Raw genomic sequence first — 24033 nt, forward strand, 5'->3', positions numbered from 1 at the left:
CGACATGAACAACAAACACCTCGAACGCTGGTCACCACTGATCCTGCTGGTGGCCATCGTCGTCTTCTGGGAAATCGTCATCCGTGCCTTCGGCATCTCGGAGTTCATCTTCCCCAGTCCGTCGCGCATCTGGGAACAGACGATGGAGCACAAGACCACCATCCTCGGCCACGCCTGGCGCACCTTCTGGGTGACCATGGCCGGCTTTGGCATCGCCATCGTGGTCGGCGTCCTGCTGGGTTTCCTGATCGGCAGTTCGCGCCTCGCCTACGCCGCTGTCTATCCGCTGATGACGGCGTTCAACGCCCTGCCCAAGGCAGCCTTCGTTCCGATCCTGGTGGTGTGGTTCGGCATCGGCGTCGGCCCGGCCATCCTCACGGCTTTCCTGATCTCCTTCTTCCCCATCATGGTGAACATCGCCACTGGCCTGGCCACTCTGGAGCCGGAGCTCGAGGATGTGCTGCGCGTGCTGGGCGCCAAGCGCTGGGACGTGCTGACCAAGGTGGGCCTGCCACGTTCCATGCCCTACTTCTTCGGCTCGCTCAAGGTCGCGATCACGCTGGCCTTCGTGGGCACCACGGTGTCGGAGATGACCGCATCGAACGAGGGCATTGGCTACCTGCTGATCTCCGCAGGCTCGTCGATGCAGATGGGCCTGGCCTTCAGCGGCCTGCTGGTGGTGGGCGCCATGGCCATGGCCATGTACGAGCTGTTCAGCTACATCGAGAAGCACACCACCGGCTGGGCGCATCGCGGTAGCCAGGCCTGATCCCCTGCGCGCCGGACGGCACTTCTCCCTGGAAGGGGGACGACACCTGAGGCCCGGCTAAGCCGGTTCCTCGGTGTCTCTGCCGCCCCCCTTCACTCCGACTGCATGGGCTTTCAAACATGAACCAGGATCAAGTTGTGCAACATCTGAGGCATGCCAACGATGTCGCACGGCGTGCCGCCGGCATGGGCCGTCACCCGTTTGGTGCCCTGCTGGTGGCACCCGACGGCGAGACGGTTCTGGCCGAGCAGGGCAACATCGACACGGTGAACCACGCCGAGTCCACGCTGGCGCGCACGGCGGCGGACAACTGGCCCGGCGAGTACCTGGCGCGCTGCACGCTGGTGACCACCTTCGAGCCCTGCGCCATGTGCACCGGCACGCTCTATTGGGCCAACATAGGGCGCGTGGTGTACGGCGCGAGCGAAGAGGCTTTGCTCGCGCTCACCGGCAACCATGAAGAGAACCCGACCCTGTCGCTGCCCTGCCGAGAGGTGCTGGCGCGAGGGCAGAAAGCCATCGATGTGATCGGGCCCGTGCCGGAACTGGAAGCCGAGATGCTGGAGCCGCACCGGGGGTTCTGGGCTTCTCGCTGAAGGCTTCTCGCTGAAGGCTTCTCGCTGAAGGCTTCTCGCTGAAGGCTTCTCGCTGAAGGCTTCTCGCCGGTGGCTCCGGTCATCGGCGACCGGGAGCCGGCTCCGCGACTGTCCCCCGAGTCGGCTTCGCCGGTCCTCCTCCTTTTATGTCGCTGCGCCAGCCCCCGATCACCGATGACCTCGTTGGCACTCGGTCTGTTCACATGCCGACTGCATCTCTGGCGCGTGGGTGGGCGGCGCTCTGCGCAGCGGCATAAAAGGAGGAGGACCGGCGAAGCCGGTCCGGGGGACAGCCGCGGAGCAGAGCGCCGCCCACCCACGCGCCCGCGAGGTGCAGGCACTCAAACGCCAGGCCACGCACTCCACGCATCAACGATGCACTTCGACTTCTCCAGCAGCAGACAACAAAGCCATCAACTTGCGGCGAATGAGAATGCCCGGCCTATCCGAGTCCATCGAATATTCGACGCCGCGCCGCCGCAGATCCACCACCGCGTCGGCATCGGTGGACTCAAGGATGTCCTTGTCCTCCCGTGTGATCTCGTCGTCGAAATCGATCAGCATCTGCGCCGGGCAATCTTCCTCGGTATCGTTGCGGAACAGCCACTGGCACAACTGCATGCGCCCATCGTCGATCGGCGTGAACGCGTTGATGATCACGTGCCGCACGCCGCCGGGGTACTCGATATCGAGCCGGCGCGAAAAGGGCTGGTAGTACGCGTTGCGCATGTGGCGCTGCGTGATCGGATCCTTCACACCGCTGATGCGCTGGAATTTTTCCGGGTTCACCGCGTCGATCACCGTCTCGGCGTAGAAGCCGCTCTCGTTCTCCACCAGTTCGTACTTGCTCGGTGCCGGCGATGCCGCCACACCGAACGTGGCACGGTGCACGAAGCTGAAATGCGAGTTGTCGAACGAGTTCTCCAGCGCACGCACCGGACTGGTGTTCCAGGTCTCGTAGAACTGGAAGATCGTGCGCCAGCCGTCCGCCTCGAACTCGGGCAGCAAGGGAATGTCGGCCACCGGCTCCTCCAGGGCCACCCAGGCATAGCCGTAGCGCGCCTGGCAGTGGTAGGCCGGCGTGCCGTAGTCCTTGGGAATCTCGCGCTCGGGTGGGTACTGCGGAATGTTGATCACGCGGCCATGGCGGTTGTAGACCCAGCCGTGGTAGCCGCACTGGATATTGCCGTTCTTGCACCATCCCTTGCTGAGCTTGGCCGTGCGGTGGCAGCAACGGTCCTTCAGCGCGGCGGGCTCGCCGTGCTCGTCCAGGAACAGGACGATGTTCTCGCCCAGCAAGGTGAAAGGCTTGGGGCCGTCGGCCAGCATCGTCAGCGGCATGACGGCGTGCCAGTAACGGCGGAAGACGGGCTGTTGGGTGACCAGCATGAAGGCGCTCCAGATAGAAATGGCTTGAGGGTTCTCAAGAGCAATTTCCTGCCCCACTGCTGCGGGGTTGAACGCTTCTACTCTGGCGGGGAATGCTAGCAAAACACAGGCCACTGTTCCAGTGCACCGGGTTGGCACGGCTCGTGCATGCCTGGGTAGCGCAGAGTAGAAGCGTTCAGCGGGTCCCACGCACCCGCCCGGAAATTGCTCTTGTACGTCCCCGTGGCCACCTGGTCCAACGGGGTTGCAACAAGTCCCACGCACCGGAGCATTCCCCATGCAACGCCGTCATTTCATCGCTACTTCTGCCGCCACCGTTTCGGCCCTTGCCGCCCCCACCGTGTGGAGCCAGGCCACCCCGAAACTCACCCCCGTCAAGTTCACGCTGGACTTCCGCATCACCGGCCAGACATCGCCCTTCTTTCTTGCGCTGAGCAAGGGCTACTACAAGGATGAAGGTCTGGATGTGAGCATCGACGTCGGGGCGGGTTCGGTGGCCTCCATCACCCGCATTGCCAGTGGCGTCTACCAGATGGGTCTGGGCGACATCAGCTCGCTGATCGAATTCCAGGCGGCCCAGACAGGCACACCGCTGGTGCAGGCCGTGTACCAGTACTACAACCGCGCACCATTCGCGATCATCGGCCGCAAGGACCGCGGCATCACCACCGACTTCCGCAGCCTCGAAGGCAAGAAGATCGCCGCCGCCGCCGTCGAGTCCACCCGCCGCGCATGGCCGATGGTGGCGCGCAAGCTGCGCGTGAAGGACGACCTGTTCCAGTGGTCCACCACCGACTTCGCCTCGCGCGACAACGTGGTGGTGCGCGGCGACGTGGATGGCGCCACCTACTTCCATGACTCCGCGGTCTCGCTCTTCGCGCGCATGAAGCTCGACGACCTCTCGATCCTGGAATACACCAGCGCTGGCGTGAACCTCTATGGCAACGCCATCCTTGCCAGCAACGGCATCATCACGCAGAACCCTGGCGCCGTGGCCGGCTTCCTGCGCGCCACCAACCGCGCCATCCAGGAAAGCATGGCCGACCCCGCCGCCGCCATCGCCGCCACACGTCTTCGCGAACCCATCCTGAACGAAGCGGTGGAGCTCGAACGCTGGCGCATCACGCAGCGCTACATTGCGGCGCAAGACACGCGCAGCCATGGCCTGGGCGACGTGTTCAAGCGCACGCTGGAGCAGCAGGTGGACGAGGTCGTCGAGGTGTTCGGTCTCAAGTCCCGTCCAGGCGTGGAAGGCGTGTTCAACCGTGCGATGCTGCCCACCGCCAACAGCCGCGCGCTCAAGGCATGAGCAGCCCGTTCAGCGAACGCGACGGCACCTACCTCCGCCAGGCCATCGGCTGGTCGCGCGTGGCGCGCGAACGCGGCAACCGCCCCTTCGGGGCGGTGGTGGTGGCCGACGATGGCCGCGTGCTGGCCGAGGCCTGGTGCAACACCGGCGAAACCGGCGACTGCACCGGCCACGCCGAAACCAATGCCGTGCGCCAGCTCAGTCCGGTGGTGGACCGCGAGACACTGTCGCGCGCCACGCTGTATTCGTCGGCCGAGCCCTGCGTGATGTGCGCGGGCGCGATCTTCTGGAGCAACATTGGCCGCGTGGTGTTCGGCATTGACGCGGTGGCACTGCGCGTGTTCCGGGGCGAACGTGCCGAGCAACGCGATGCCGAGCTTTCGTGCCGCGACGTCTTCGCGGCTTCACCGCATCCCATCGAATGCATCGGCCCCGTGCTGGTGGACGAAGCGAGCGAACCGCATCGCGGGTTCTGGAAGGCATGAATCCCTTCCGGGCGCCGTAAACTCCCCGCATGCCCTGGCACGCCCAACTCGACCTGAACTACCGCCAAGACGATGCAGGACGCACCGTGCTGCAGCACGCCCACACCGGGCCGCTGCGCATCCTCAAGAGCCTGTATACGGAAGGCCATGGCATCTGCCACAACGTCATCGTGCACCCGCCGGGCGGGCTGGTGGGAGGCGATGTGCTGGACGTGCGTGTGCACACCGGTAGCGGCTCGCACGGGCTGCTCTCCACCCCGGGCGCCACGCGCTTCTACCGCTCGGAAGGCGCGCCCACCGAACAACAGGTGCGGCTCACGCTGGAGCCCGGTGCACGCCTCGAATGGCTGCCGCTCGAGTCCATTGCCTACCCCGGCTGCATCGCCAGCAACACGCTGCACGCCACGCTGGCCGAAGGCGCCGAGATGATCGGATGGGATGTGTGCGCACTCGGCCTGCCCACGGCCGGCCAGCCTTTTGAACGAGGCTCCCTTACCCAGCACCTGGAGATCCCGGGCCTGTGGCTGGAGCGCGCCCATATCGATGCGGCCGATACCCGGCTGCTCGAATCGCCGCTGGGTCTTGCAGGCCAACGCTGCCTGGGCACGCTGTGGCTCGCCAGCGGCAGCCCTCTCCCGCGCGAGCGGCGTGAGCACCTGATGGAGACCGTGCGCGCACGGCTGGAGGGCGATTCGCGCGACGTGCAGGTGGGGGCCACATCACCCAACCCGCAACTGCTGGTGCTGCGTGGCGTGGCGCCCCTGGTGGAACCCCTGATGGCGCTGTTCCAGCGCGTCTGGGCCGGGTTGCGCACCGAAGCCTGGGGCCTGTCCGCCGTGCCACCGCGCATCTGGCGCGTCTGACGGCCGCTCCCGCGATCAGCAGGTTGCCGCCCGGGCCTTCTTGCCTTCGCTCGCCGAGGCACCCCGGGTCGGCGACCAGACAACCAGCACCAAAGCCAGCAACGCGAGCACCGCGCCGCCGTACATCACGGCCGCATAGCCCATGCCCGCACTCAACACGGCGGCGCCCATCGCGGCTCCGATCGCATTGCCCAGGTTGAACGCCCCGATGTTGACGGACGATGCCAGGCCCGGCGCACCGACCGCTGCGCGCATCACGCGCATCTGAATCGGCGGCACCAGGGCGAAGGCCGCCGCCGACCACACGAACAGCGCGATCGCAGCACCCACGCTCGTGCCCGCCAGGAACGGGAACGCGGCGAGGCTGACGGCCTCGAGCAACAGGAAGGCCATGACCGTCTTCTCGATCGAGCGGTCGGCGAGCTTGCCCCCGAGGGAATTGCCCACTGTGAAGCCCACCCCGGTGAGCGCCAGCATCGCGGTGATGAACATCGGGGACGCCTCGGTGAACAGCTTCAACGCCGGGTTGATGTAGGTGTAGAGCGCGAACATGGCCCCCGAACTGAGCACCGTCGTGAGCAAGCCCTGCACAACCAGCGGCCGGGTCAGCACCCTGAGTTCCGCCCTGATGTCGGGTGCGGTGCCCTTGCTGCCGGCCGGCAGCGCGAATCGCAGCGCAACGATCGCCGCCAGGCCCAGCGCCGCAATCGCCGCGAACGATTCGCGCCAGCCCACCGTCTGGCTGAGCCAGGTGGCAACGGGCACGCCACCGATGTTGGCCACGGTCAGGCCCGCGAACATGAATGCCACGGCGCTCGCCTGCTTCTCGCGTGGCACCAGGCTCGCGGCCACCACCGCACCGATGCCGAAGAACGCGCCGTGGTTGAGGCTCGTGATGATCCGCGCCACCATCAGGCTGGCATAGCCCGGTGCCACGGCCGAGAGCAGGTTGCCCAGCGTGAAGATGGCCATCAGGGCCATCAGCGCCTTGCGACGCGGCCAGCGCGACAGCAGCAGCGTCATGATCGGCGCACCCGCCATGACCCCGACCGCGTAGGCCGACACCAGCAGCCCGGCGGAAGGAATCGAGACGTTCACGCCGTCCGCGATGTTGAGCAGCATGCCCATCGGGCCGAACTCGGTGGTGCCGATGCCAAACGCCCCGATGGTGAGGGCGAGCAGTGCAAGGGTGGCGTTGCGGGGGGCATCGGGCACGGATGCCGGATCGGTCGAGGATGTGTGGGCGGGCATGGTTCGGGCGTCCTGTCGGCGAAGCAAGGTCATCAGGGTTTTTACCAAGTGGTGCGATTCTGGTAGCCTTCACTTTTCCGAAAAAGACCTATATCAACAAAATACTCTTGCAAAAATCGGGAATATGAAGGCCACACTGGAAGAACTCTCGGTGTTCCTCGCGGTGGTCGATGCGGGTTCGCTGACGGCGGCGGCGGAGCATCTGGGTCAGCCGGTCTCCACGACCAGCCGGTTGCTGGCCCGGCTGGAAGAGAAGCTGGAGACCACACTGCTGCGCCGGACGACCCGCAGGCTGGACCTCACCGACGAGGGCAGCCGCTTCGCCCGCGATGCGCGCCACATCATGGAAGCCGTCCAGCTCGCGGAAGACGGTCTGATGGAGCGGCGCGGCCGGCTGTCCGGCCCCCTGCGGGTGGACGCGGCCACACCGTTCATGCTGCATGTGCTGGCCCCGCTCATGCCCGGCTTCCAGGCCCTGCACCCCGAGGTGAAGCTGGTGCTGAGCAGCAACGATGGCTTCATCGACCTGCTGGAGCACCGCGTGGACATGGCGGTGCGCATCGGCGAACTCGAAGACTCGACACTGCACAGCCGGCTGCTGGGCTGCACACGCATCCGCCTTCTCGCCAGCCCCCACTACCTGCGCCGGGCGGGTGTGCCGTCGGAAACCAGGGACCTGCTCCAACACGATCTGCTGGGGTTCACCCAGCCCGACTCGCTGAACGTGTGGCCGGTGCGGCACACGGACGGCAAGCTGCTGCGCATCGAAGCCACGATGCTCGCGGGCAGCGGCGAGACACTGCGACAGCTCGCGCTCAACGGGCAAGGTATCGCCTGCCTTTCCGATTTCATGACCGCGCGCGATGTCGCGGAGGGCCGCCTGGTGGAGGTGCTGCCCGGCGTGACAGAGCCCACCTCGCGGCCCGTGCACGCGGTGTACTACCAGCAGTCGGCCATCTCCGCGCGGATCTCGTCGATGGTGAGGTACCTGGTGGAAGCCCTGCAGGCGCCCGAACGGGAATGGGCCAGCGCCACCGCGCTGCCTTCGGGCCGCATCATGCCGCCGACCGTCCGTCCGCTGCCCGAATAGCACCGGATTCGCCCGCCAGTTCTCCCCATCGTGGTGCAGGGGGCCGGGGACAATCCTGGCATAGCCCCACCCGCGCCCGCCAATGCCTTCTGCTCCCAATCAGCTCCACGACGCCCATGCGCTCGTGATCGAGGGCAACCTGCAATCGCGCTCCATCCTCGTCTCGCAACTGCGTGAACTGGGCGTGGGCACGGTCGTTCAGTGTTCGCGCGTGGCCGAGGCGCGGCGCAAGCTGGAGATGCAGCGCTTCGATGTCGTCATCTGCGAACAGACTTTCGAGCGCGAGTCCGGCTCCGGCCAGGACCTGCTGGACGACCTGCGGCGCAACCAGCTGCTGCCGTTCCACACGGTGTTCGTGATGCTGACCGCCGAGGCCTCCTACGCCCGTGTGGCCGAAGCGGCCGAATCCGCGCTGGACGCCTACCTGCTCAAACCCCATACCGGTGCACGTCTGGCCGACCGCATCGTGCAGGCACGCATGCGCAAGCAATCGCTGCAGGACATCTTCAGTGCCATCGACGCACAGGAGTTCGAGCGCGCAGCCGGTCTGTGCCAGGCGCGGTTCGAATCGCGCGAGTCCTACTGGCTCTACGCCGCGCGCATCGGCGCCGAACTGCTGCTGCGCGGTGGACGCTTCGACGAGGCTCAGACGCTGTACCAGGCCGTCATCGAAGCCAAGACCCTACCCTGGGCCCGCCTGGGTGTGGCGCGCGCGCAGCTTGAGGGAGGCCAGCCAGCCAAGGCTGTCACCACGCTGGAGAGCCTGATCCGCGACGACGACGCCTATGCCGACGCCTACGATGTGATGGGCCGTGCGCAGTTCGAGCTGGGCAACCTGCAGAGCGCACTCTCCACCTACCAGATGGCCACGCGTCTCACGCCCTCGTCCATCAGCCGCCTGCTCAAGCACGGCATGCTGGCCTACTACTCCGGCGAGCGCGCCGAAGGCGTGGAGATGCTGGACCGCGCCACCCGGCTCGGACTGGACTCCAAGATGTTCGACGCGCAGGCGCTGGTGCTGCTGGCCTTCGCCCGGCTGGACAACAACGATTCGCGCGGGCTGCAACGCACCGTGGAGCAGCTGACCCGCCTGCGCGACCGCAGCCATCAGCCGGCGCGACCACACCGCCTGCTGGCCGTGGTGGAGAGCGTGCTGGCACTGCAGCAACAGCAGACCTCGCGCGCGGTCGAGGATGTGCGTCGCGTGGCCGACAGCATCCTCAGCCCGGATTTCGATTTCGAATCCGCCTGCAACCTGCTCGCCATCATGGGCCGGCTGGCTGCACGCTCATTGCCCATCAACGACGCGTCGGGCGTGGTCGACGCCCTGGCGCTGCGCTTCTGCACCAGCCGCGCCATGACCGAGCTGCTGGCCTGTGCCGCCAATGGCGCGGCCGACTACGCCGATCGCATCCGCGCGGGGCATGCCCAGATCCTGCGCGTGACACAGGACGCCATGACCCACAGCCTCAAGGGCGATCCCCAGACCACGGTGCAGCAACTGCTCGAAGTCGGCGAGCGCACCTGCAACGCCAAGCTGATCGAGTCGGCCCACCAGGTGCTGCAGCGCTACAGCGAGCGCATGAGTGGCTTCCCGGTGCTGAACGAACGCGTGGAAGCGCTGCGCGCGCTGTTCCGCACCAATGCCCCCATCACCCGACTGGGTGAACACACCACCGGCCAGGTACCGCCTGGCGGCGTCTCGCTGCCCACCGGTTTCAGACCACCCCAGCCCACCGAAGGCCTGCTCGACACGCTGCAGCCGGTCTGACCCTCACATCTCGCCGAACAGCTGAAGCACCTGCTCGCGAAACCAGCGGTTGTCCGGATCGCCCTCGAAACGGTGGCTCCAGTGCAGGGAGACGGTGAAGTCGCGGTCCACGAACGGCGGCTGCACCATCACGCATCCGCCCGACTCGACGAAGCCGCGCGCGATGTTGCCTGGCATCACCACGCACAGGTCGGTCGCACTCACGATCGACGGCAGCACCATGAAATGCTCGGTGGTCAGCCGCAGCCGGTCCTGCAGGCCCGTCTGCGCCAGGATGCGCAGTGTGTCGCTGTGGCTGCGCACCGCCACGAAGTCGAGTTTCTGCAGCGCGCGCAGCAAGGTGGTACCACGCAGGTGCTGCAAGCCCCGGTGCATCGGGTGGCCGGCGCGCATCAGCACCACATAGCGGTCGCGCAGCAGTTCGATGCGCTGCGTGTCCTTCACCTGGGGCAGGAAACCGAACGCGAAGTCGATCACGCCGCTGTCCAGCGCATCGGACAGGCCGTTGTGCGCCACTGGGCGGCTGGCCACGCGCACACCGGGTGAGAGGCGGTGCAGGTGCGCCATCAGCTCGGGCAGGAAACGGCCCTCACCGATGTCGCTCATGTGCAGGCGGAACAGGCGGCGCGAGCTGGCCGGGTCGAAAGCGCTCGACTCGTTGAGCGCCTGCGCCAGCGTGCCCAGCGCCTGCTGCACCGCTTCGGCCAGCACCACGGCCTTGGGGGTGGGCCGCACGCCACCGGCCGCCCGCACGAAAAGCGGGTCCTTGATCAGCAGGCGAAGCCGCGTCAGGCCATGGCTCACGGCCGGCTGGGTCAGGCCCAGCTGTTCGGCGGCACGGCTCACGCTGCCGGCGGCGTACACCTCGCTGAAGAGGCGCAACAGGTTGAGGTCGATGTCCTTGATATGCATGAAACTAATATGGCTTAGTGACTTCATTTTATTGATGAATCCTGGCCACGCACCCATACTCCCGGGAGTCGCCGCACAACACCTCCCCACGAACACGGCGCACAGGAGACGAGGCCTTGGAAGTTTCATTCGGCAAAGAGATCGAGTCTTTGCGGCTCGGTGACGGGCAGACCTTTCACGGCGAGGGCATCCTCGCCATCACCAAGGCCCTGCTGCAGTCGGGCGTGTCCTATGTGGGCGGCTACCAGGGCGCACCGGTGTCCCACCTGCTGGACGTGATGGTGCAGGCCAAACCCTACATGGACGAGCTCGGTGTCCACGTGGAGGCCTGCTCCAACGAGGCCTCGGCGGCCGCGATGCTGGGCGCCTCCATCCACTACCCACTGCGTGGCGCGGTCACCTGGAAGTCCATCGTCGGCACCAACGTGGCGGCCGACGCGCTCTCCAACCTGGCTTCGCCCGGCGTCACCGGCGGTGTGCTGGTGGTGGTGGGCGAGGACTACGGCGAGGGTGCCAGCGTGATCCAGGAACGCACGCACGCCTACGCGCTCAAGTCGAGCATGGTGCTGCTGGACCCGCGGCCCGACCTCGAACGCATGGTGCACATGGTGGAACAAGGCTTCCGCCTTTCCGAGGCGTCGAACATGCCCGCGCTCATGGAGCTGCGCATCCGCGCCTGCCATGTGCGGGGCAGCTTCACCGCGAAGGACAACCTCAAGCCTGCGCTCTCCAGGCACCACCTGATCGAGGAACCCGCCGGCTTCGACTACATGCGACTGGCGCACCCGCCCGTCACGTTCCGGCACGAGAAGCTCAAGACCGACGAGCGCATTCCGGCCGCGCGGCGCTACATCGTGGAGAACGGCCTCAACGAACACTTCGATGGCGCACACCAGGATCTGGGCCTGATCGTTCAGGGGGGTCTGTACAACACGCTGATCCGCGCATTGCAGCAGTTCGGCCTGGCCGACGCCTTCGGCCAGAGTTCCATTCCCATGCTGGTGCTCAACGTCACCTGCCCGCTGGTGCCCGAACAGCTCACGAACTTCTGCGTGGGCAAGCGTGCGGTGCTGCTGCTGGAAGAAGGCCAGCCCGAGTACATCGAGCAGGAGCTGGCGACCCTGCTGCGGCGCGGCGACATCCAGACGCCGCTGCACGGCAAGGACATGCTGCCCAGCGCGGGCGAATACACGGCCGAGGTGATGGCGAACGGGCTTGCCCGGTTCATCGGCCGCTACCTGCAGGATGCCAGCAACCAGGCCGCGACCGACGCCGCCCGCGCCTGGCTGCAGGGCAACCAGACGCGCCGCCAGGAAACCGCGCAGCAGCTGCAGGCTCCGCTGCCCGCCCGACCGCCCGGCATGTGCGTGGGCTGCCCCGAGCGACCGGTGTTCTCCGCCCTCAAGCTCGCGCAGCAGGACGTGGGACCGGTGCACATCGCGGGCGACATCGGCTGCCACGCACTGGCCACCTTCGAACCGTTCTCGTTCGGCCACTCCATCCTCGGCTACGGCATGAGCCTGGCCAGCCGCGCCGGCGTGTCGCCGGTGATGAAGCGCCGCGTGCTCTCCGTCATGGGCGACGGCGGCTTCTGGCACAACGGCCTGCTCACCGGCGTGCAATCGGCCCTGTTCAATGGCGACGACGCGGTGCTGCTGATCTTCAAGAACGGCTACACCTCGGCCACCGGCACACAGGACATCATCTCCACCCCTGACGAGGAAGCCAAGGAGTCCGCATCGAACAAGGCGCAGAGCCTGGCCCACACCAACCAGACCATCGAGACCACGCTCAAAGGCCTGGGCGTTCAATGGCTGCGCACCGTCACCACGTACGACGTCGACACGGTGCGGGCCACGCTCACAGAGGCCTTCACGACCGACTTCCAGGGCCTGAAGGTGATCGTGGCCGAAGGCGAATGCCAGCTCGAACGCCAGCGCCGCATCAAGCCCTGGATCGCCGGCCTGCTGAAGAAGGGCCAGCGGGTGGTCCGCGTGAAATACGGCGTCGACGAGGACGTCTGCAACGGGGACCACGCCTGCATCCGCCTCTCGGGCTGCCCCACGCTCACGCTGAAGGACAACCCCGACCCGCTCAAGGTCGACCCGGTGGCCACGGTCATCGACGGCTGCGTGGGCTGCGGCCTGTGCGGCGCCAACGCACACGCGGCCACGCTGTGCCCGTCGTTCTACCGCGCCGAGGTGATCCAGAACCCGCGCTGGCACGAACGCCTGGTGCATTCGCTGCGCTCCTCCATCGTTCGCATGCTGCAGCCGGTATGAAACTTCGCCCCCACGCTCATCACTTCGTGTATTCACTGCCCACCGAGGGGGCACGGCCCTCCCTTGGGGCGGCCCGGCGGGAGGTCCCATGTCTGTGACCCAACAACCCATTTCCCTGCTGCTTTGCGCCCTGGGCGGCGAAGGCGGCGGCATCCTCACCGACTGGCTGGTGGAGACCGCGCGCCACGCCGGCTACCCGGCGCAGGCCACGTCCATCCCCGGCGTGGCGCAGCGCACCGGCGCCACCACGTACTACCTGGAGGTGTTTCCGGTGCCCCTGTCCGACCTCGGTGGCCGGCGGCCGGTGTTCGGCCTCAACCCCCTGCCCGGCCGCCTGGATGCGCTGGTGTCGTCCGAACTGCTGGAAACCGGCCGCCAGATCACCAACGGCCTGGCTTCCAGCACGCACACGCTGGTGATCAGCTCCTCCGCACGCGCCCTAACCACGGGCGAGAAGATGGTGATGGGCGACGGTCGCCGCGACGACGCCGAACTGCTGGCACTGGTGAACGCGCACAGCCGCGCACGCCACGTGCTCGACATGGCCGCCCTCACGAAACAGGCTGGCACGGTGGTGAGCGCGGTGATGCTGGGTGCGATCGCGGGTAGCGGCCTGCTGCCCTTCTCACGGCGCGACTACGAGACCGTGATCGGCGACAGCGGCAACAGCGCCAAGGCCAGTCTGCGCGGCTTCGCGCTCGCGTTCGATGCGGTCAACGCCCAGCGCACACAGGCCGACTACGTGGCACAGGTGCTGGGCCATACGCCCGCACCTGCGTTGCCCACGGCAGTGCTGGCCGAAGCGCTGCGGCGCGAGTTCCCGCTGGAGGTGCACGACATCATGGCCCTCGGCCATGCGCGCGTCTGCGAATACCAGAACGCTGCCTACGGCGACCGCTACGCCGCGCGCCTGCGCCGCGTGCTGGCCGCAGAAGCCCTGGGCGATCCGCGCAACCTGCACGGCCACCGCACCACAGCGGAGATGGCGCGCTGGATCGCGCTGTGGATGGCCTTCGACGACATTGTGCTGGTGGCCGACCTCAAGAGCCGCGCCAGCCGCAGCGCGCGCGTGCGCGAAGAAACCAGGGCCGGCGAGGACGACCTGCTGCGCGTGTACGACCACTTCAAGCCCGGTGCCCCCGAGTTCGCCGCCATGCTGCCCGGGCGGCTGGCGCAGCGCGTGCTGGCCTGGGACCGCCGCCGCGTGGCTGCGGGCCGCGCGCCCTGGGCGCTGCCGCTGAAAATCGGCACCCATTCGGTGTTCGGCATGCTCGCCTTGCGCGGGCTGGCGGCCTGCAAGCGCCTGCGCCCCATGGGCAGCCGCTTCCACACCGAGCAGGCGCTGATCGACCGCTGGGTCGATGCCGTGGTACAGCTCGCCGCCATGCACGCGCCGCTGGCGCACGAAGTGGCCCTGTGCGGCCGCCTCATCAAGGGCTATGGCAGCACCAACGAACGCGGCAAGGACAACCTGCTGCACATCATCGACCACCTGGCCCTGCCCGCGCTGGCCGACCCATCCAGCGCCAACCAGCGTGCGCAGGCCGTCGCCGCGGCACGCAAGGCCGCGTTGAGCGACGAAGCCGGCAAGGCACTCGACCAGACCCTGCGTCAACACGGCGCGCCCGCGCGCCCAGTCAAGGCCCAGCCCATCCTGTGGCAGCACAACCCGCGCCTGAAGGCCCGCCCGGCTTCGCCGTCCTGACATCGACACCCCATCCACAACAAAGGAGACCTGCATGAACCGCCACACCCCCCTCGCCCGCCCCTGGCGCCTGGCCGCCGCCACGGCCCTGCTCACGCTCGGCACCGCGACCAGCGCACTCGCCCAGGCCTGGCCGGACAAGCCGCTGAAGGTCATCGTGGGTTTCCCGCCCGGCGGCGCGGCCGACCAGATCGCGCGCCTGGTGTCCACACCGCTGGCCACCGCGCTCGGCCAGCCGGTGGTGGTGGAAAACCGCGCGGGCGCCAACGGCAACATCGCGGGTGAGGCGGTGGCCAAGTCGCCCGCCGACGGCTACACCCTGCTGCTGAGTTCGGGCGGCATGGTGTCGGTCAACCCGCACCTCTCGCGCATGAGTTTCGACCCGGTGAAGGACCTCACCCCGGTGGCGTCGGCCGCGCGCGTGCTGGTGTACCTCATGGCCCGACCCACGCTCGAGGTGAAGAACGTGCAGGAGCTCATTGCGTTCGCCAAGGCCAACCCCGGCAAGCTCACCTATGGCTCGGCCGGCAACGGCAGTTCGCCACACCTCGCCGGCGAGATGCTCAAGGCACAGACCGGCATGTTCACCGTGCACGTGCCGTACCGCGGCGCGGCGCCTGCGCTGAACGACCTCATGGGTGGCCAGATCGACTACTACTTCGATCCCGGCATCGGCCTGGCGAACGCCAGGGCCGGCCGCACCAAGCTGCTCGCCGTCGGCAGCCTGAAGCGTTCCCCGCTGTTCCCCGATGTGCCCACGCTGGACGAAGTGGGCCTCAAGGGTTTCGATGCCGACACCGTGTTCGGCTTCTATGCGCCCGCCGGTACCCCGCCCGCCGTGATCACCAAGCTCAACACCGAGGTCAACAAGATCCTGAACACCGCCGCCGTGAAGGACCGCATCACCCAGCTGGGCGGCGAAGCGCTGCCGCTCACACCCGCCGAATTCGGCAAGCGCGGCATGGACGACTCGCAGCGCTTCGGTGCGATCATCCGCGAACGCAAGATCACGATCGACTGACCGGTTCTTTCGCAGGGCGCGATTCGGCCCGGTCCTTCAGGCCGGTCGCGCCCAGGTGTTCTGCACAGTGGTTGCAACAGAACATCTTGCCGTCCTTCTCCAGCCCGTGCCCGACGATGCGGGTGCCGCAGTTCTCGCAGGCCGGCGCCAGCGCGAAGATGGCGCATTCAAAGCTGTCGAAGATATGGGTCTTCGCCTCCATCGTGACTTCAAAGGACTTGTCGTAGTCGTTGCCGCAGACTTCGCACTTGGCCATGGTGTGGTTCCTCCCCTCAGGCCATCCACACGGCGATCATCGCCAGCATGAAGATCTGCAAAGCGCCCATCACGGGCAGCATGATCGGCATGTAGTGAACCACCGAGTCCAGGATGTCCTCGGCCTGTTCATCGGTGTAGACCCTCAGTTCCGGGTCCGAGTACTCCATGGGATGCTCGGCGAGGGCCTGGTCCGGAGGTGGTTGGGTGTTCGACATGGGGGCTCCTCTTGTGGATGAGGCTTCCCCGTGGCAATCGGCATTCCCGGCGATTCCCCCCTGATCAGTCACACCTTCGCCAGGCGTCCCGTCTCTTTCGGCAATTTTTTCTGTCGTGCCGTGTTCAGATCGCCACCAGCTGGCGAATGCCCCTGGCCTGCATCTCGCTGCCCGGCCCGCTGGCGATCACCTCGCCGCGCTCCATCACGATGTACTGGTCGGCCAGCGCCTCGGCGAAGTCGTAGTACTGCTCCACCAGGACGATGGCCATGTTGCCCCGGTCGGCCAGCATGCGGATCACCTTGCCGATGTCCTTGATGATGTTGGGCTGGATGCCTTCGGTGGGCTCATCCAGGATCAGCAGCTTCGGCCCGGCCGCCAGCGCGCGGGCAATGGCGAGTTGCTGCTGCTGACCGCCCGAGAGGTCGCCACCACGCCGCCCCAGCATCTGCTTGAGCACCGGAAACAGCTCGAACAGTTCGGCCGGAATCGGCGTGCTGCCCTTCTTCGTGGCCAAGCCCATGAGCAGGTTCTCGTGCACGGTGAGCCGGGCGAAGATCTCGCGGCCCTGGGGCACGAAGCCCACGCCCATTCGCGCACGCTCGTACGGTGTGGCCTTCTGGATCGCCACGCCATCGAGTTCGATGCTGCCGCTCTTGATGGGCACCAGACCCATCATGGATTTCAGCAGCGTGGTTTTGCCCACACCATTGCGGCCCAGCACCACGGTCACCTTGCCGAGCTCGGCCTGCAGGTTCACGTTGCGCAGGATGTGGCTGCCGCCGTAGTACTGGTTGACGTCCTTGACGTTGAGCAGGCTCATCTCTTCATCTCCCCAGATAGACCTCGATCACGCGCTCGTCGGCCTGCACCTGGTCGAGCGTGCCCTCGGCCAGCACGGAACCGTCGCAGAGCACCGTCACCTTTTCGGAGATGGTGCGGATGAAGCTCATGTCGTGTTCCACCACCATCAGCGAATGCTTGCCCTTGAGCGTGAGGAAGAGTTGCGCGGTGCGCTCGGTCTCTTCGTCGGTCATGCCGGCCACGGGTTCGTCGAGCAACAACAGCTTGGGGTCCTGCATCAGCAGCATGCCGATCTCCAGCCACTGCTTCTGCCCGTGGCTCAGGTTGCCCGCCTGGCGCGCGGCGCTGTCGGCCAGGTGGATGGTGTGCAGCACCTCGCCCAGGCGATCCTTCTCCTCGCCGGTCAGCGCGAACACCATCGAATGGCGCACGCGCTTGTCGGTGGCCAGCGCGAGCTCCAGGTTCTCGAACACGCTCAGGTGCTCGAACACCGTGGGCTTCTGGAACTTGCGGCCGATGCCCATGGCGGCAATCTCCGCCTCGCGGTAGCGCAGCAGGTCGATCGTGCTGCCGAAGTAGACCTGCCCCGAGTCGGGCCGGGTCTTGCCGGTGATGATGTCCATCATCGTGGTCTTTCCTGCGCCGTTGGGTCCGATGATGCAGCGCAGCTCGCCGGGTGCGATGTCCAGGCTCAGGCCGTTGATGGCCTTGAAGCCGTCGAAGCTCACGTTCACGTCTTCGAGGTACAGGATGCGACCGTGCGTGGTGTCCACCTCGCCGCTGACCACCGGGCGCGAGAAGCCCGCCTGCCGGCCGCCCGATTCCGTGGCGTTGCCTGCGGCGATGGACGCCACGCGCTCGGCGCGTTTCGCGCCTTCTTCCATCAGGTCGGGCGTCATGCCTTGCCCCCTTCCTTGGCTGGCCGCAGCTTCTTCACCAGCCCGACCACGCCGTGCGGCATGTAGAGCGTGACGATGATGAACAGCGCGCCCAGCACGTAAAGCCAGTATTCGGGAAAGGTCACGGTGAGCCAGCTCTTGGCACCGTTGACGATGAAGGCCCCGATGATCGGGCCGATCAGCGTGGCGCGCCCACCCACCGCCGCCCAGATCGCGATCTCGATGCTGTTGGCCGTGCTCATCTCGCCCGGGTTGATGATGCCGACCTGCGGTACATACAGCGCACCGGCCACACCGCACATCACCGCCGAGATGGTCCAGATGGTGAGCTTGTAGGGCAGCGGGTTGTAGCCGCAGAACATGACGCGACTTTCGGCGTCGCGCACCGCCTGCAGCACGCGGCCGAACTTGCTGCCCACCAGCCAGCGCGCGAACAGGAAGAAACCCAGCAGCGTGAGGCCGGTCAGCACGAACAGCGTCATGCGCATGTTCTGCGTGGCGATCGGCATGCCGAGGATGCGCTTGAAATCGGTGAAGCCGTTGTTGCCACCGAAACCGGTCTCGTTGCGGAAGAAGAGCAGCAGCGCGGCGAAGGTGAGCGCCTGCGTGATGATGGAAAAGTACACGCCCTTGATGCGCGAGCGGAACGCGAAGTAGCCGAACACGAAAGCCACCAGGCCCGGCACCAGCACGATCAGCAACAGCGTGGCGATGAAGCTGTCGCTCAGCGCCCAGTGCCAGGGCAGTTCCTTCCAGTCCAGGAACACCATGAAATCGGGCAATTCGCTCTTGTAGTTGCCGTCGGTGCCAATCTGGCGCATGAGGTACATGCCCATCACATAGCCGCCGAGCGCGAAGAACAGGCCGTGGCCCAGGCTCAGGATGCCGGTGTAGCCCCAGATCAGGTCCATGGCCAGCGCGCAGATGGCGTAGCACATGATCTTGCCCAGCAGGCCGACCATGTAGTCGCTGAGATGGAAGGCGCTGTCGGCCGGCACGAACAGGTTGAGCAGCGGCGCCACCGCGCAGACCACCAGCAGCGCGACGATGAAGGCGCTCCAGCCGGCACGGGTGAGCAGCGGGCCGTGCGACGGCAACGAAAGAGATGTAGAACTCATGCGCAGACATCCTTGCGAGCGAGACGGATCGTCAAGAACGCCGCGGAACCGGCTTTGCAGGGCCGCAGGCGTTGCCCCTTGAGGGGCGGAGCGAAGCGACGGGGGTAGGTCACGTTTCGCGTCCTTTCATGGCGAAGATGCCTTGCGGGCGTTTCTGGATGAAGACGATGATGAAGACCAGCACGGCGATCTTGGCGAGCACGGCGCCCGCCCAGCCTTCGATGAACTTGTTGAGCATGCCCAGGCCCAGCGCGGCATACACCGTGCCGGCAAGCTGGCCCACGCCACCCAGCACCACCACCATGAACGAGTCCACGATGTAGTTCTGGCCCAGGTCGGGGCCCACATTGCCGATCTGACTCAGTGCGCAGCCCGCGAGGCCGGCAATGCCCGATCCGAGCGCGAAGGCATAGGTGTCGATGCGCGCGGTGTTCACGCCCATGCAGGAGGCGATCGGCCGGTTCTGCGTCACGCCCCGAACGAACAGGCCCAGTCGCGTCTTGCCGATCAGCAGCGTCACGCCCAGCAGCACCGCGAGCGCGAAGCCGATGATGATGATGCGGTTCCACGGCAGGTTGAGGTTGCCCAGCAGGGTGATGCCGCCGCTCATCCACGACGGGTTTTCCACGCCCACGTTCTGCGCGCCGAACAGGCTGCGCACCGCCTGCATCAGCACCAGGCTGATGCCCCAGGTGGCCAGCAGCGTTTCCAGTGGCCGGCCGTAGAGGAAGCGGATCACCGAACGCTCCATGGCCGCGCCCACCAAAGCCGAAGCGAGGAAGGCCACCGGCATGGCCACGAGCAGGTACCAGTCGAAGAACTCCGGCAGCGACTGGCGAAAGAAGGTCTGCACCAGCCAGGTGGCATAGGCGCCGATCATGATCAGCTCGCCGTGCGCCATGTTGATCACACCCATCAGGCCGTAGGTGATGGCCAGGCCCAGCGCGGCCAGCAGCAGGATGCTGCCCAGGCTGATGCCGGTAAACGCCTGACCCAGCGCACTGCCGATCGCCAGCGTGGTGTCCAGACTGGAGAGCGAGGCCTTGAGCGCGGCCTTCACGTTCGCGTGCTCCTCCTTGTCCATCTGCGCCAGCAGCAGCGGGCGCACGATGGGTTGTTTCGCCTCGCCGAGCTTTTCGGCGGCGGACAGGCGCTGCGCCGGGTCTTCGCTCGCGAGCAGCACCGCCGCCCGCGCGAGCTCCAGGCTCTGACGCGCACGCGGGTCGAGCTCACCCGCCAGCGCCTTGTCGATCAGCGCGAGCTGGCTCGTGTCCGGCTCCTCGAAAGCGGTGCGCTGCAGCGTGAGCGCGGCCTCACGCTGTCGCGAGGGGGGTGCGCCCACCAGCTCCATGCCGGCCAGCGCGTTGTCCATCGCGCCGCGCAGGCGGTTGTTGATCATGATGTCGCCCGCGTCCTCGGGCAGCGTGGCGAGCTTCTCGCCGGTCACGGCATCGATGGAGCCATCACCGTCCACGATGAGCACGCGCTCGCCCTGCACCCGCACGGCTTCGTCGGCCATCGCCTTGATGAGCGCAGACGCCTTCTCGTCAGGCTCGGCCGCCAGTCGGTTGAGCGTGTCGATGCGGGTGTCGGTGTCGCCATCCACCAGCGCCAGCGCATCGGCAGCGGTCAGCGCGTGGGCGGCACCCAACGACATCCACAGCACCAACCCCAGCCCCAGACAACGGAGCCAAAGACTCTTCATATCAATCCCTACCCAACAAACCAGATACCAAGACGCACCAAGCACGCCACCCCCAGAGGCATCAAGGGTCCGGCCCGCCGGGCCGAGATGCCGCCCCCTCCCAGCGCCGAAGGCGCGCCAGAGAGGGGGCAAGCCGCGTCAGCGGCGCAGGGGTGAGTTACTTCTTCTCGGGCACGTTTTTCTTGCCCTTGTTTTCCGGGATGTAGTCGCTCCACGGATCGGCAACCACCGGGCCCGGCGTCTTCCACACCACGTTGAACTGGCCGTCGGCCTTCACTTCGCCGATGAACACCGGCTTGTGCAGGTGGTGGTTTTCCTTGTCCATGGTGCTGGTGAAGCCACCCGGTGCCTTGAAGGTCTGGCCGGCCATGGCGGCGATGACCTTGTCGGTATCGGTGGACTTGGCCTTGGCCACGGCCTGGGCCCACATGTTGATGCCGATGTAGGTTGCTTCCATGGGGTCGTTGGTCAGGGGTTTGTCCTTGTGGCCGGGGATGTTCTTCGCCTTGGCGTAGGCGCTCCACTTCTTCACGAACTCGGTGTTGGCCGGGCTCTTGATGCTCATGAAGTAGTTCCAGGCGGCCAGGTGGCCCACCAGCGGCTTGGTGTCCACACCGCGCAGTTCCTCTTCACCCACCGAGAAGGCCACCACGGGCACGTCCTTGGCCGAGAGGCCGGCGTTGCCCAGTTCCTTGTAGAACGGCACGTTGGAGTCGCCGTTGATGGTGGAGACCACGGCGGTCTTCTTGCCGGCGGACGAGAACTTCTTGATGTTGGCGATGATGGTCTGGTAGTCGGAGTGGCCGAAGGGGGTGTACTCCTCCATGATGTCGGCGTCGGCCACGCCCTTGCTCTTCAGGAAGGCGCGCAGGATCTTGTTGGTGGTGCGGGGGTACACGTAGTCGGTGCCCAGCAGCACCCAGCGCTTGGCCGAGCCGCCGTCCTTGCTCATCAGGTACTCCACGGCGGGAATGGCCTGCTGGTTGGGTGCGGCACCGGTGTAGAACACGTTCTTGCTGAGCTCTTCGCCTTCGTACTGCACCGGGTAGAACAGCAAGCCGTTGGCCTCTTCCACCACCGGCAGCACCGACTTGCGCGACACCGAGGTCCAGCAGCCGAAGATCACGGCAACCTTGTCCTGTGTCAGCAGTTGCTTGGTCTTCTCGGCGAACAGCGGCCAGTTGGAGGCCGGGTCCACCACCACGGGCTCGAGCTTCTTGCCCAGCACGCCGCCCTTGGCGTTGATTTCGTCGATGGCCATCAGCACCGTGTCCTTGAGCACGGTTTCCGAAATGGCCATGGTGCCGGAGAGGCTGTGCAGCACACCGACCTTGATGGTCTCCTGTGCGTGGGCGCTCAGGCCGGTGAAGCCAAGCGTGGCGACCGTGGCAGCGGCGGCCAGGGTCTTGAGGGTGAATCGGCGGGCGTTCTGAGTGTTCGACATGGTGGCGCTTCTCCTGTGTTCGAAGGGTCCCTTGAAGGGGTGTTTGGCGCCGCCGGCCTACCCTCTTCGGGCGTGGCACAGCGGACGAACTGGATGCTAGGGAAGACCCTCGGCGGCGTATGTACGCCGGGTGGCGTACGGCGGCTCGCACCCCGATTCGCCCATTTCGTTCTCACACCCGGATCACCGGGGCCCGTTTGCGCACCCGGAGTGCTTTTGAATTACATTCGCGCGCTTTTTAGAACAATCTCCGGGAGGAACCATGGCGCAGCACATCCAACTCAACATCACGAAGGCCGGCGGGACCCGTTCCACGTTCGTGGCCCGCTCAGGCACGGCCAATGTCGTGCGTGAAACCGCTGTCACGCGCATCGAGTTCCTCGACCCTGTCACCGGCAAGGCACCCACGAAGGTGAAGGCCCGGCGGGCGGGACAGGACCTGGTGCTCGAATTCGATCTGTCCGGCGAAGCCGTCACGGTCGTCCTCGAGAACTACGATGAACACCGCGGCGAGCTGGTGGGCCTCGACACCGCGGGCGACCGCGGGCTGGCCTATGTGGGCCCCGATGGCGCCACCTTCTCCAGTCTGGCGGATGGCGCTGCCGCCTCCTTCGAGCTGCCTGGCGCCGCTGGCGTGGGCGCCACCGATGGTGCGGTTCGTGTCGCGGCGGGCGTCATCGGCGCCGTGACCACCGCCGCGCTCCTGCGCCGTGTATCCGACCACGGCGAGACCGGCGTCGAGGACGTCGACAACGTCATCGTCGGCACACTCCGGGAGGACACACTGACCGGCACAGAGCGTCGCGACAGAATCTTCGCCCGCGAAAGCGACGACGCCGCCCATGGTGGCGGCGGCGATGACACGGTGCTCGGCGAAGACGGCAACGACACCATCGAAGGTGGCCTGGGCAACGACGTGCTGATCGCCGGAGCCGGCACCACCGACCACGGCGCGGCGGGAACGGTCAACGGTGCCGCCGACTGGCTCTCCTACCAGAACGCCTCCAGCGGCGTGACGGTCGACCTGTTCGGCAACGGCCGCTTTGGCACGGTCACCGGAGGCGATGGCGGCGACACCATTTACGGCTTCGAGAATGTGCTGGGCTCCAGCGGCGCCGACTCGGTCATGGTGTCAACCAGCACACCCCACGACGGCGTCATCAGCACGGGTGACGGCAACGACACCGTTCAAGGTGTCGTCACCGTTGCCGCCGTTGAGCACGTCGTTGCCGTTGCCGCCGTCGAGCAGGTCGTTGCCGTTGCCACCGTGCACGGTGTCGTCACCGTTGCCGCCTCGCACGGTGTCGTTGCCGTTGCCGCCATTGACGGCATCATTGCCATTGCCACCGTCCAGGATGTCGTCGCCATCGTCGCCGTTGAGCACGTCGTTGCCGTTGCCACCGTTCAAGGTGTCTTTGCCATTGCCTCCGTTGACCGTGTCGTTGCCATCACCCGCATCGATGCTGTCGTTGGTAGTACCACCGTTGATGGTGTCATTTCCGTTGGTGCCAGGCACAGTGCTGTCCGAAGGAGATACCGATGAAGGGGACATGGAGCGCGTGAGCTGGCTGACCGTGTAAGCCCCAATGACGCCGGCCAAAGCGGTGGCTGCGCCGTCGATCAAGCCGAACGCGGAGGCACCGTTGCAGCGCTGGTTTCCGCGACACCCGCGAGGGCCTGGTCCACGCCATTCAGCGCGACCACCTGAGCGTCCTCGCCCATGCTCACGATATCGCCGTCCACGGCGCCGGTGACCGGTTCACCCTCCTGGGCCAGCAGGTCCATCGGGTCTTTGGCCGCCCGCCTGCCCAGCCCCTTGCCCGTTCCCAGGCCCGCCGGCGGGTTGAAGATTTCCGCGCGCGGGTATGGAGCACCGCTCACGCCCCGGGTGTTCAGCACCGAGGAACCTTGTGACGTGGGGAGGCTGGGCTGGAGTTCTTTAGCCATGGCTATCTCTTTTTGAGGGTAGGGTTGGGACGGATGAAAGAGGACGAGCAACTCCTGATCGCCGACAGACCCGGGCTCGGGCTTAGGCAAAAGGAATTAACGGCGATCTTCTTAGGAAGCGGCAGGGGAAAGGCAGGCGGGCAACGCACTGCCATGGGCAAGCCACGAAATCTGCTGCCGGAGCATCCAGACGCCCCGAG

The 24033-nt window shown here is 66.4% G+C and carries 22 protein-coding genes and 1 pseudogene; 11 read left to right on the top strand and 12 right to left on the bottom strand.

Annotation, left to right across the window (positions count from 1 at the left end; all coding sequences use genetic code 11):
- Positions 1-4: 4 nt before the first annotated feature.
- Together J2X09_RS12935 and J2X09_RS12940 are read left to right on the top strand one after the other, a co-directional pair.
- Positions 5-769: an ABC transporter permease gene (locus tag J2X09_RS12935; protein ID WP_204733693.1), complete on the top strand. Its 765-nt coding sequence runs from the start codon at positions 5-7 to the stop codon at positions 767-769.
- Positions 770-888: 119 nt separating this feature from the next.
- Positions 889-1365 carry a nucleoside deaminase gene (locus J2X09_RS12940; RefSeq protein WP_204733692.1) on the top strand — a complete coding sequence of 159 codons (477 nt, stop codon included), beginning with the start codon at positions 889-891 and terminating at the stop codon, positions 1363-1365.
- A 369-nt stretch (positions 1366-1734) separates the two neighbouring features.
- Here J2X09_RS12940 and J2X09_RS12945 read toward each other — a convergent pair whose 3' ends face one another.
- Positions 1735-2754: an aromatic ring-hydroxylating dioxygenase subunit alpha gene (locus J2X09_RS12945; RefSeq protein WP_204733691.1), complete on the bottom strand. Its 1020-nt coding sequence runs from the start codon at positions 2752-2754 to the stop codon at positions 1735-1737.
- A gap of 277 nt (positions 2755-3031) precedes the next feature.
- Between J2X09_RS12945 and J2X09_RS12950 the strand changes: the two genes are divergently transcribed.
- From J2X09_RS12950 to J2X09_RS12960, 3 genes are read left to right on the top strand one after another with little or no spacing between them, the layout of a single operon-like run.
- Entirely contained in the window at positions 3032-4063 is a 1032-nt protein-coding gene (locus J2X09_RS12950) for an ABC transporter substrate-binding protein (RefSeq protein ID WP_204733690.1), read from the top strand.
- A complete protein-coding gene (locus J2X09_RS12955) occupies positions 4060-4548 on the top strand; it encodes a nucleoside deaminase (RefSeq protein ID WP_204733689.1) in 489 nt (162 codons plus the stop codon). Before J2X09_RS12950 ends, J2X09_RS12955 begins: the two co-directional genes overlap by 4 nt.
- Before the next feature lie 29 nt (positions 4549-4577).
- Positions 4578-5411, top strand: coding sequence for an urease accessory protein UreD (locus tag J2X09_RS12960; protein ID WP_204733688.1), 834 nt, complete (start codon positions 4578-4580; stop codon positions 5409-5411).
- A 15-nt stretch (positions 5412-5426) separates the two neighbouring features.
- On the opposite strand, the gene J2X09_RS12965 is transcribed toward J2X09_RS12960, so the two are convergent.
- Positions 5427-6662 (bottom strand): MFS transporter, encoded by a 1236-nt coding sequence (locus J2X09_RS12965; protein ID WP_204733687.1) that lies wholly within the window; start codon positions 6660-6662, stop codon positions 5427-5429.
- A gap of 124 nt (positions 6663-6786) precedes the next feature.
- Between J2X09_RS12965 and J2X09_RS12970 the strand changes: the two genes are divergently transcribed.
- Both J2X09_RS12970 and J2X09_RS12975 read left to right on the top strand, forming a co-directional pair.
- Positions 6787-7752 carry a LysR family transcriptional regulator gene (locus tag J2X09_RS12970; RefSeq protein ID WP_204733686.1) on the top strand — a complete coding sequence of 322 codons (966 nt, stop codon included), beginning with the start codon at positions 6787-6789 and terminating at the stop codon, positions 7750-7752.
- Positions 7753-7834: 82 nt separating this feature from the next.
- Complete coding sequence (locus J2X09_RS12975; RefSeq protein ID WP_204733685.1) at positions 7835-9523, top strand: response regulator; 1689 nt, start codon at positions 7835-7837, stop codon at positions 9521-9523.
- Between the two features lie 3 nt (positions 9524-9526).
- Here J2X09_RS12975 and J2X09_RS12980 read toward each other — a convergent pair whose 3' ends face one another.
- Positions 9527-10435, bottom strand: coding sequence for a LysR family transcriptional regulator (locus J2X09_RS12980; protein ID WP_204733684.1), 909 nt, complete (start codon positions 10433-10435; stop codon positions 9527-9529).
- A 116-nt stretch (positions 10436-10551) separates the two neighbouring features.
- Between J2X09_RS12980 and J2X09_RS12985 the strand changes: the two genes are divergently transcribed.
- The 3 genes from J2X09_RS12985 (at position 10552) to J2X09_RS12995 (ending at position 15443) form a co-directional block, all read left to right on the top strand.
- Positions 10552-12717, top strand: a complete 2166-nt coding sequence (locus tag J2X09_RS12985) for a thiamine pyrophosphate-dependent enzyme (protein ID WP_204733683.1) — start codon at positions 10552-10554, stop codon at positions 12715-12717.
- Between the two features lie 88 nt (positions 12718-12805).
- The gene (locus J2X09_RS12990) at positions 12806-14422 is read left to right on the top strand and encodes an indolepyruvate oxidoreductase subunit beta family protein (RefSeq protein ID WP_204733682.1); all 1617 of its coding nucleotides are present in this window, start codon (positions 12806-12808) and stop codon (positions 14420-14422) included.
- Positions 14423-14456: 34 nt separating this feature from the next.
- Positions 14457-15443, top strand: a complete 987-nt coding sequence (locus J2X09_RS12995) for a Bug family tripartite tricarboxylate transporter substrate binding protein (RefSeq protein WP_204733681.1) — start codon at positions 14457-14459, stop codon at positions 15441-15443.
- On the opposite strand, the gene J2X09_RS13000 is transcribed toward J2X09_RS12995, so the two are convergent.
- The 7 genes from J2X09_RS13000 to urtA all read right to left on the bottom strand — a co-directional run bounded on the left by J2X09_RS13000 (position 15430) and on the right by urtA (position 21886).
- The gene (locus J2X09_RS13000) at positions 15430-15699 is read right to left on the bottom strand and encodes a metallothionein (protein WP_204733680.1); all 270 of its coding nucleotides are present in this window, start codon (positions 15697-15699) and stop codon (positions 15430-15432) included. The two genes, J2X09_RS12995 and J2X09_RS13000, sit on opposite strands and share 14 nt — an antisense overlap.
- Before the next feature lie 16 nt (positions 15700-15715).
- Complete coding sequence (locus tag J2X09_RS13005) at positions 15716-15916, bottom strand: hypothetical protein (protein WP_204733933.1); 201 nt, start codon at positions 15914-15916, stop codon at positions 15716-15718.
- Between the two features lie 124 nt (positions 15917-16040).
- Entirely contained in the window at positions 16041-16733 is a 693-nt protein-coding gene (gene urtE / locus J2X09_RS13010) for an urea ABC transporter ATP-binding subunit UrtE (RefSeq protein ID WP_204733910.1), read from the bottom strand.
- Between the two features lie 10 nt (positions 16734-16743).
- Positions 16744-17619, bottom strand: a complete 876-nt coding sequence (urtD, locus tag J2X09_RS13015; RefSeq protein WP_204733679.1) for an urea ABC transporter ATP-binding protein UrtD — start codon at positions 17617-17619, stop codon at positions 16744-16746.
- Positions 17616-18737, bottom strand: coding sequence for an urea ABC transporter permease subunit UrtC (urtC, locus tag J2X09_RS13020; RefSeq protein ID WP_204733678.1), 1122 nt, complete (start codon positions 18735-18737; stop codon positions 17616-17618). Before urtC ends, urtD begins: the two co-directional genes overlap by 4 nt.
- 109 nt (positions 18738-18846) lie before the next feature.
- Positions 18847-20394 (bottom strand): urea ABC transporter permease subunit UrtB, encoded by a 1548-nt coding sequence (gene urtB / locus J2X09_RS13025; protein ID WP_310308456.1) that lies wholly within the window; start codon positions 20392-20394, stop codon positions 18847-18849.
- Between the two features lie 205 nt (positions 20395-20599).
- Complete coding sequence (gene urtA / locus J2X09_RS13030) at positions 20600-21886, bottom strand: urea ABC transporter substrate-binding protein (RefSeq protein WP_204733676.1); 1287 nt, start codon at positions 21884-21886, stop codon at positions 20600-20602.
- 262 nt (positions 21887-22148) lie between these two features.
- On the opposite strand from urtA, the pseudogene J2X09_RS27080 reads away from it, so the two are divergent.
- Positions 22149-22811, top strand: a pseudogene (locus J2X09_RS27080) (calcium-binding protein); the annotation flags it as partial.
- Between the two features lie 207 nt (positions 22812-23018).
- On the opposite strand, the gene J2X09_RS27085 reads toward J2X09_RS27080, so the two are convergent.
- Together J2X09_RS27085 and J2X09_RS13040 are read right to left on the bottom strand one after the other, a co-directional pair.
- On the bottom strand, positions 23019-23438 hold the full coding sequence (locus tag J2X09_RS27085) for a calcium-binding protein (protein ID WP_204733909.1): 420 nt from the start codon (positions 23436-23438) through the stop codon (positions 23019-23021).
- Between the two features lie 68 nt (positions 23439-23506).
- Complete coding sequence (locus tag J2X09_RS13040) at positions 23507-23833, bottom strand: hypothetical protein (protein ID WP_204733675.1); 327 nt, start codon at positions 23831-23833, stop codon at positions 23507-23509.
- Between the last annotated feature and the right edge of the window lie 200 nt (positions 23834-24033).

Source organism: Hydrogenophaga laconesensis (genome assembly GCF_031457235.1).
GTDB lineage: Bacteria > Pseudomonadota > Gammaproteobacteria > Burkholderiales > Burkholderiaceae_C > Hydrogenophaga > Hydrogenophaga laconesensis.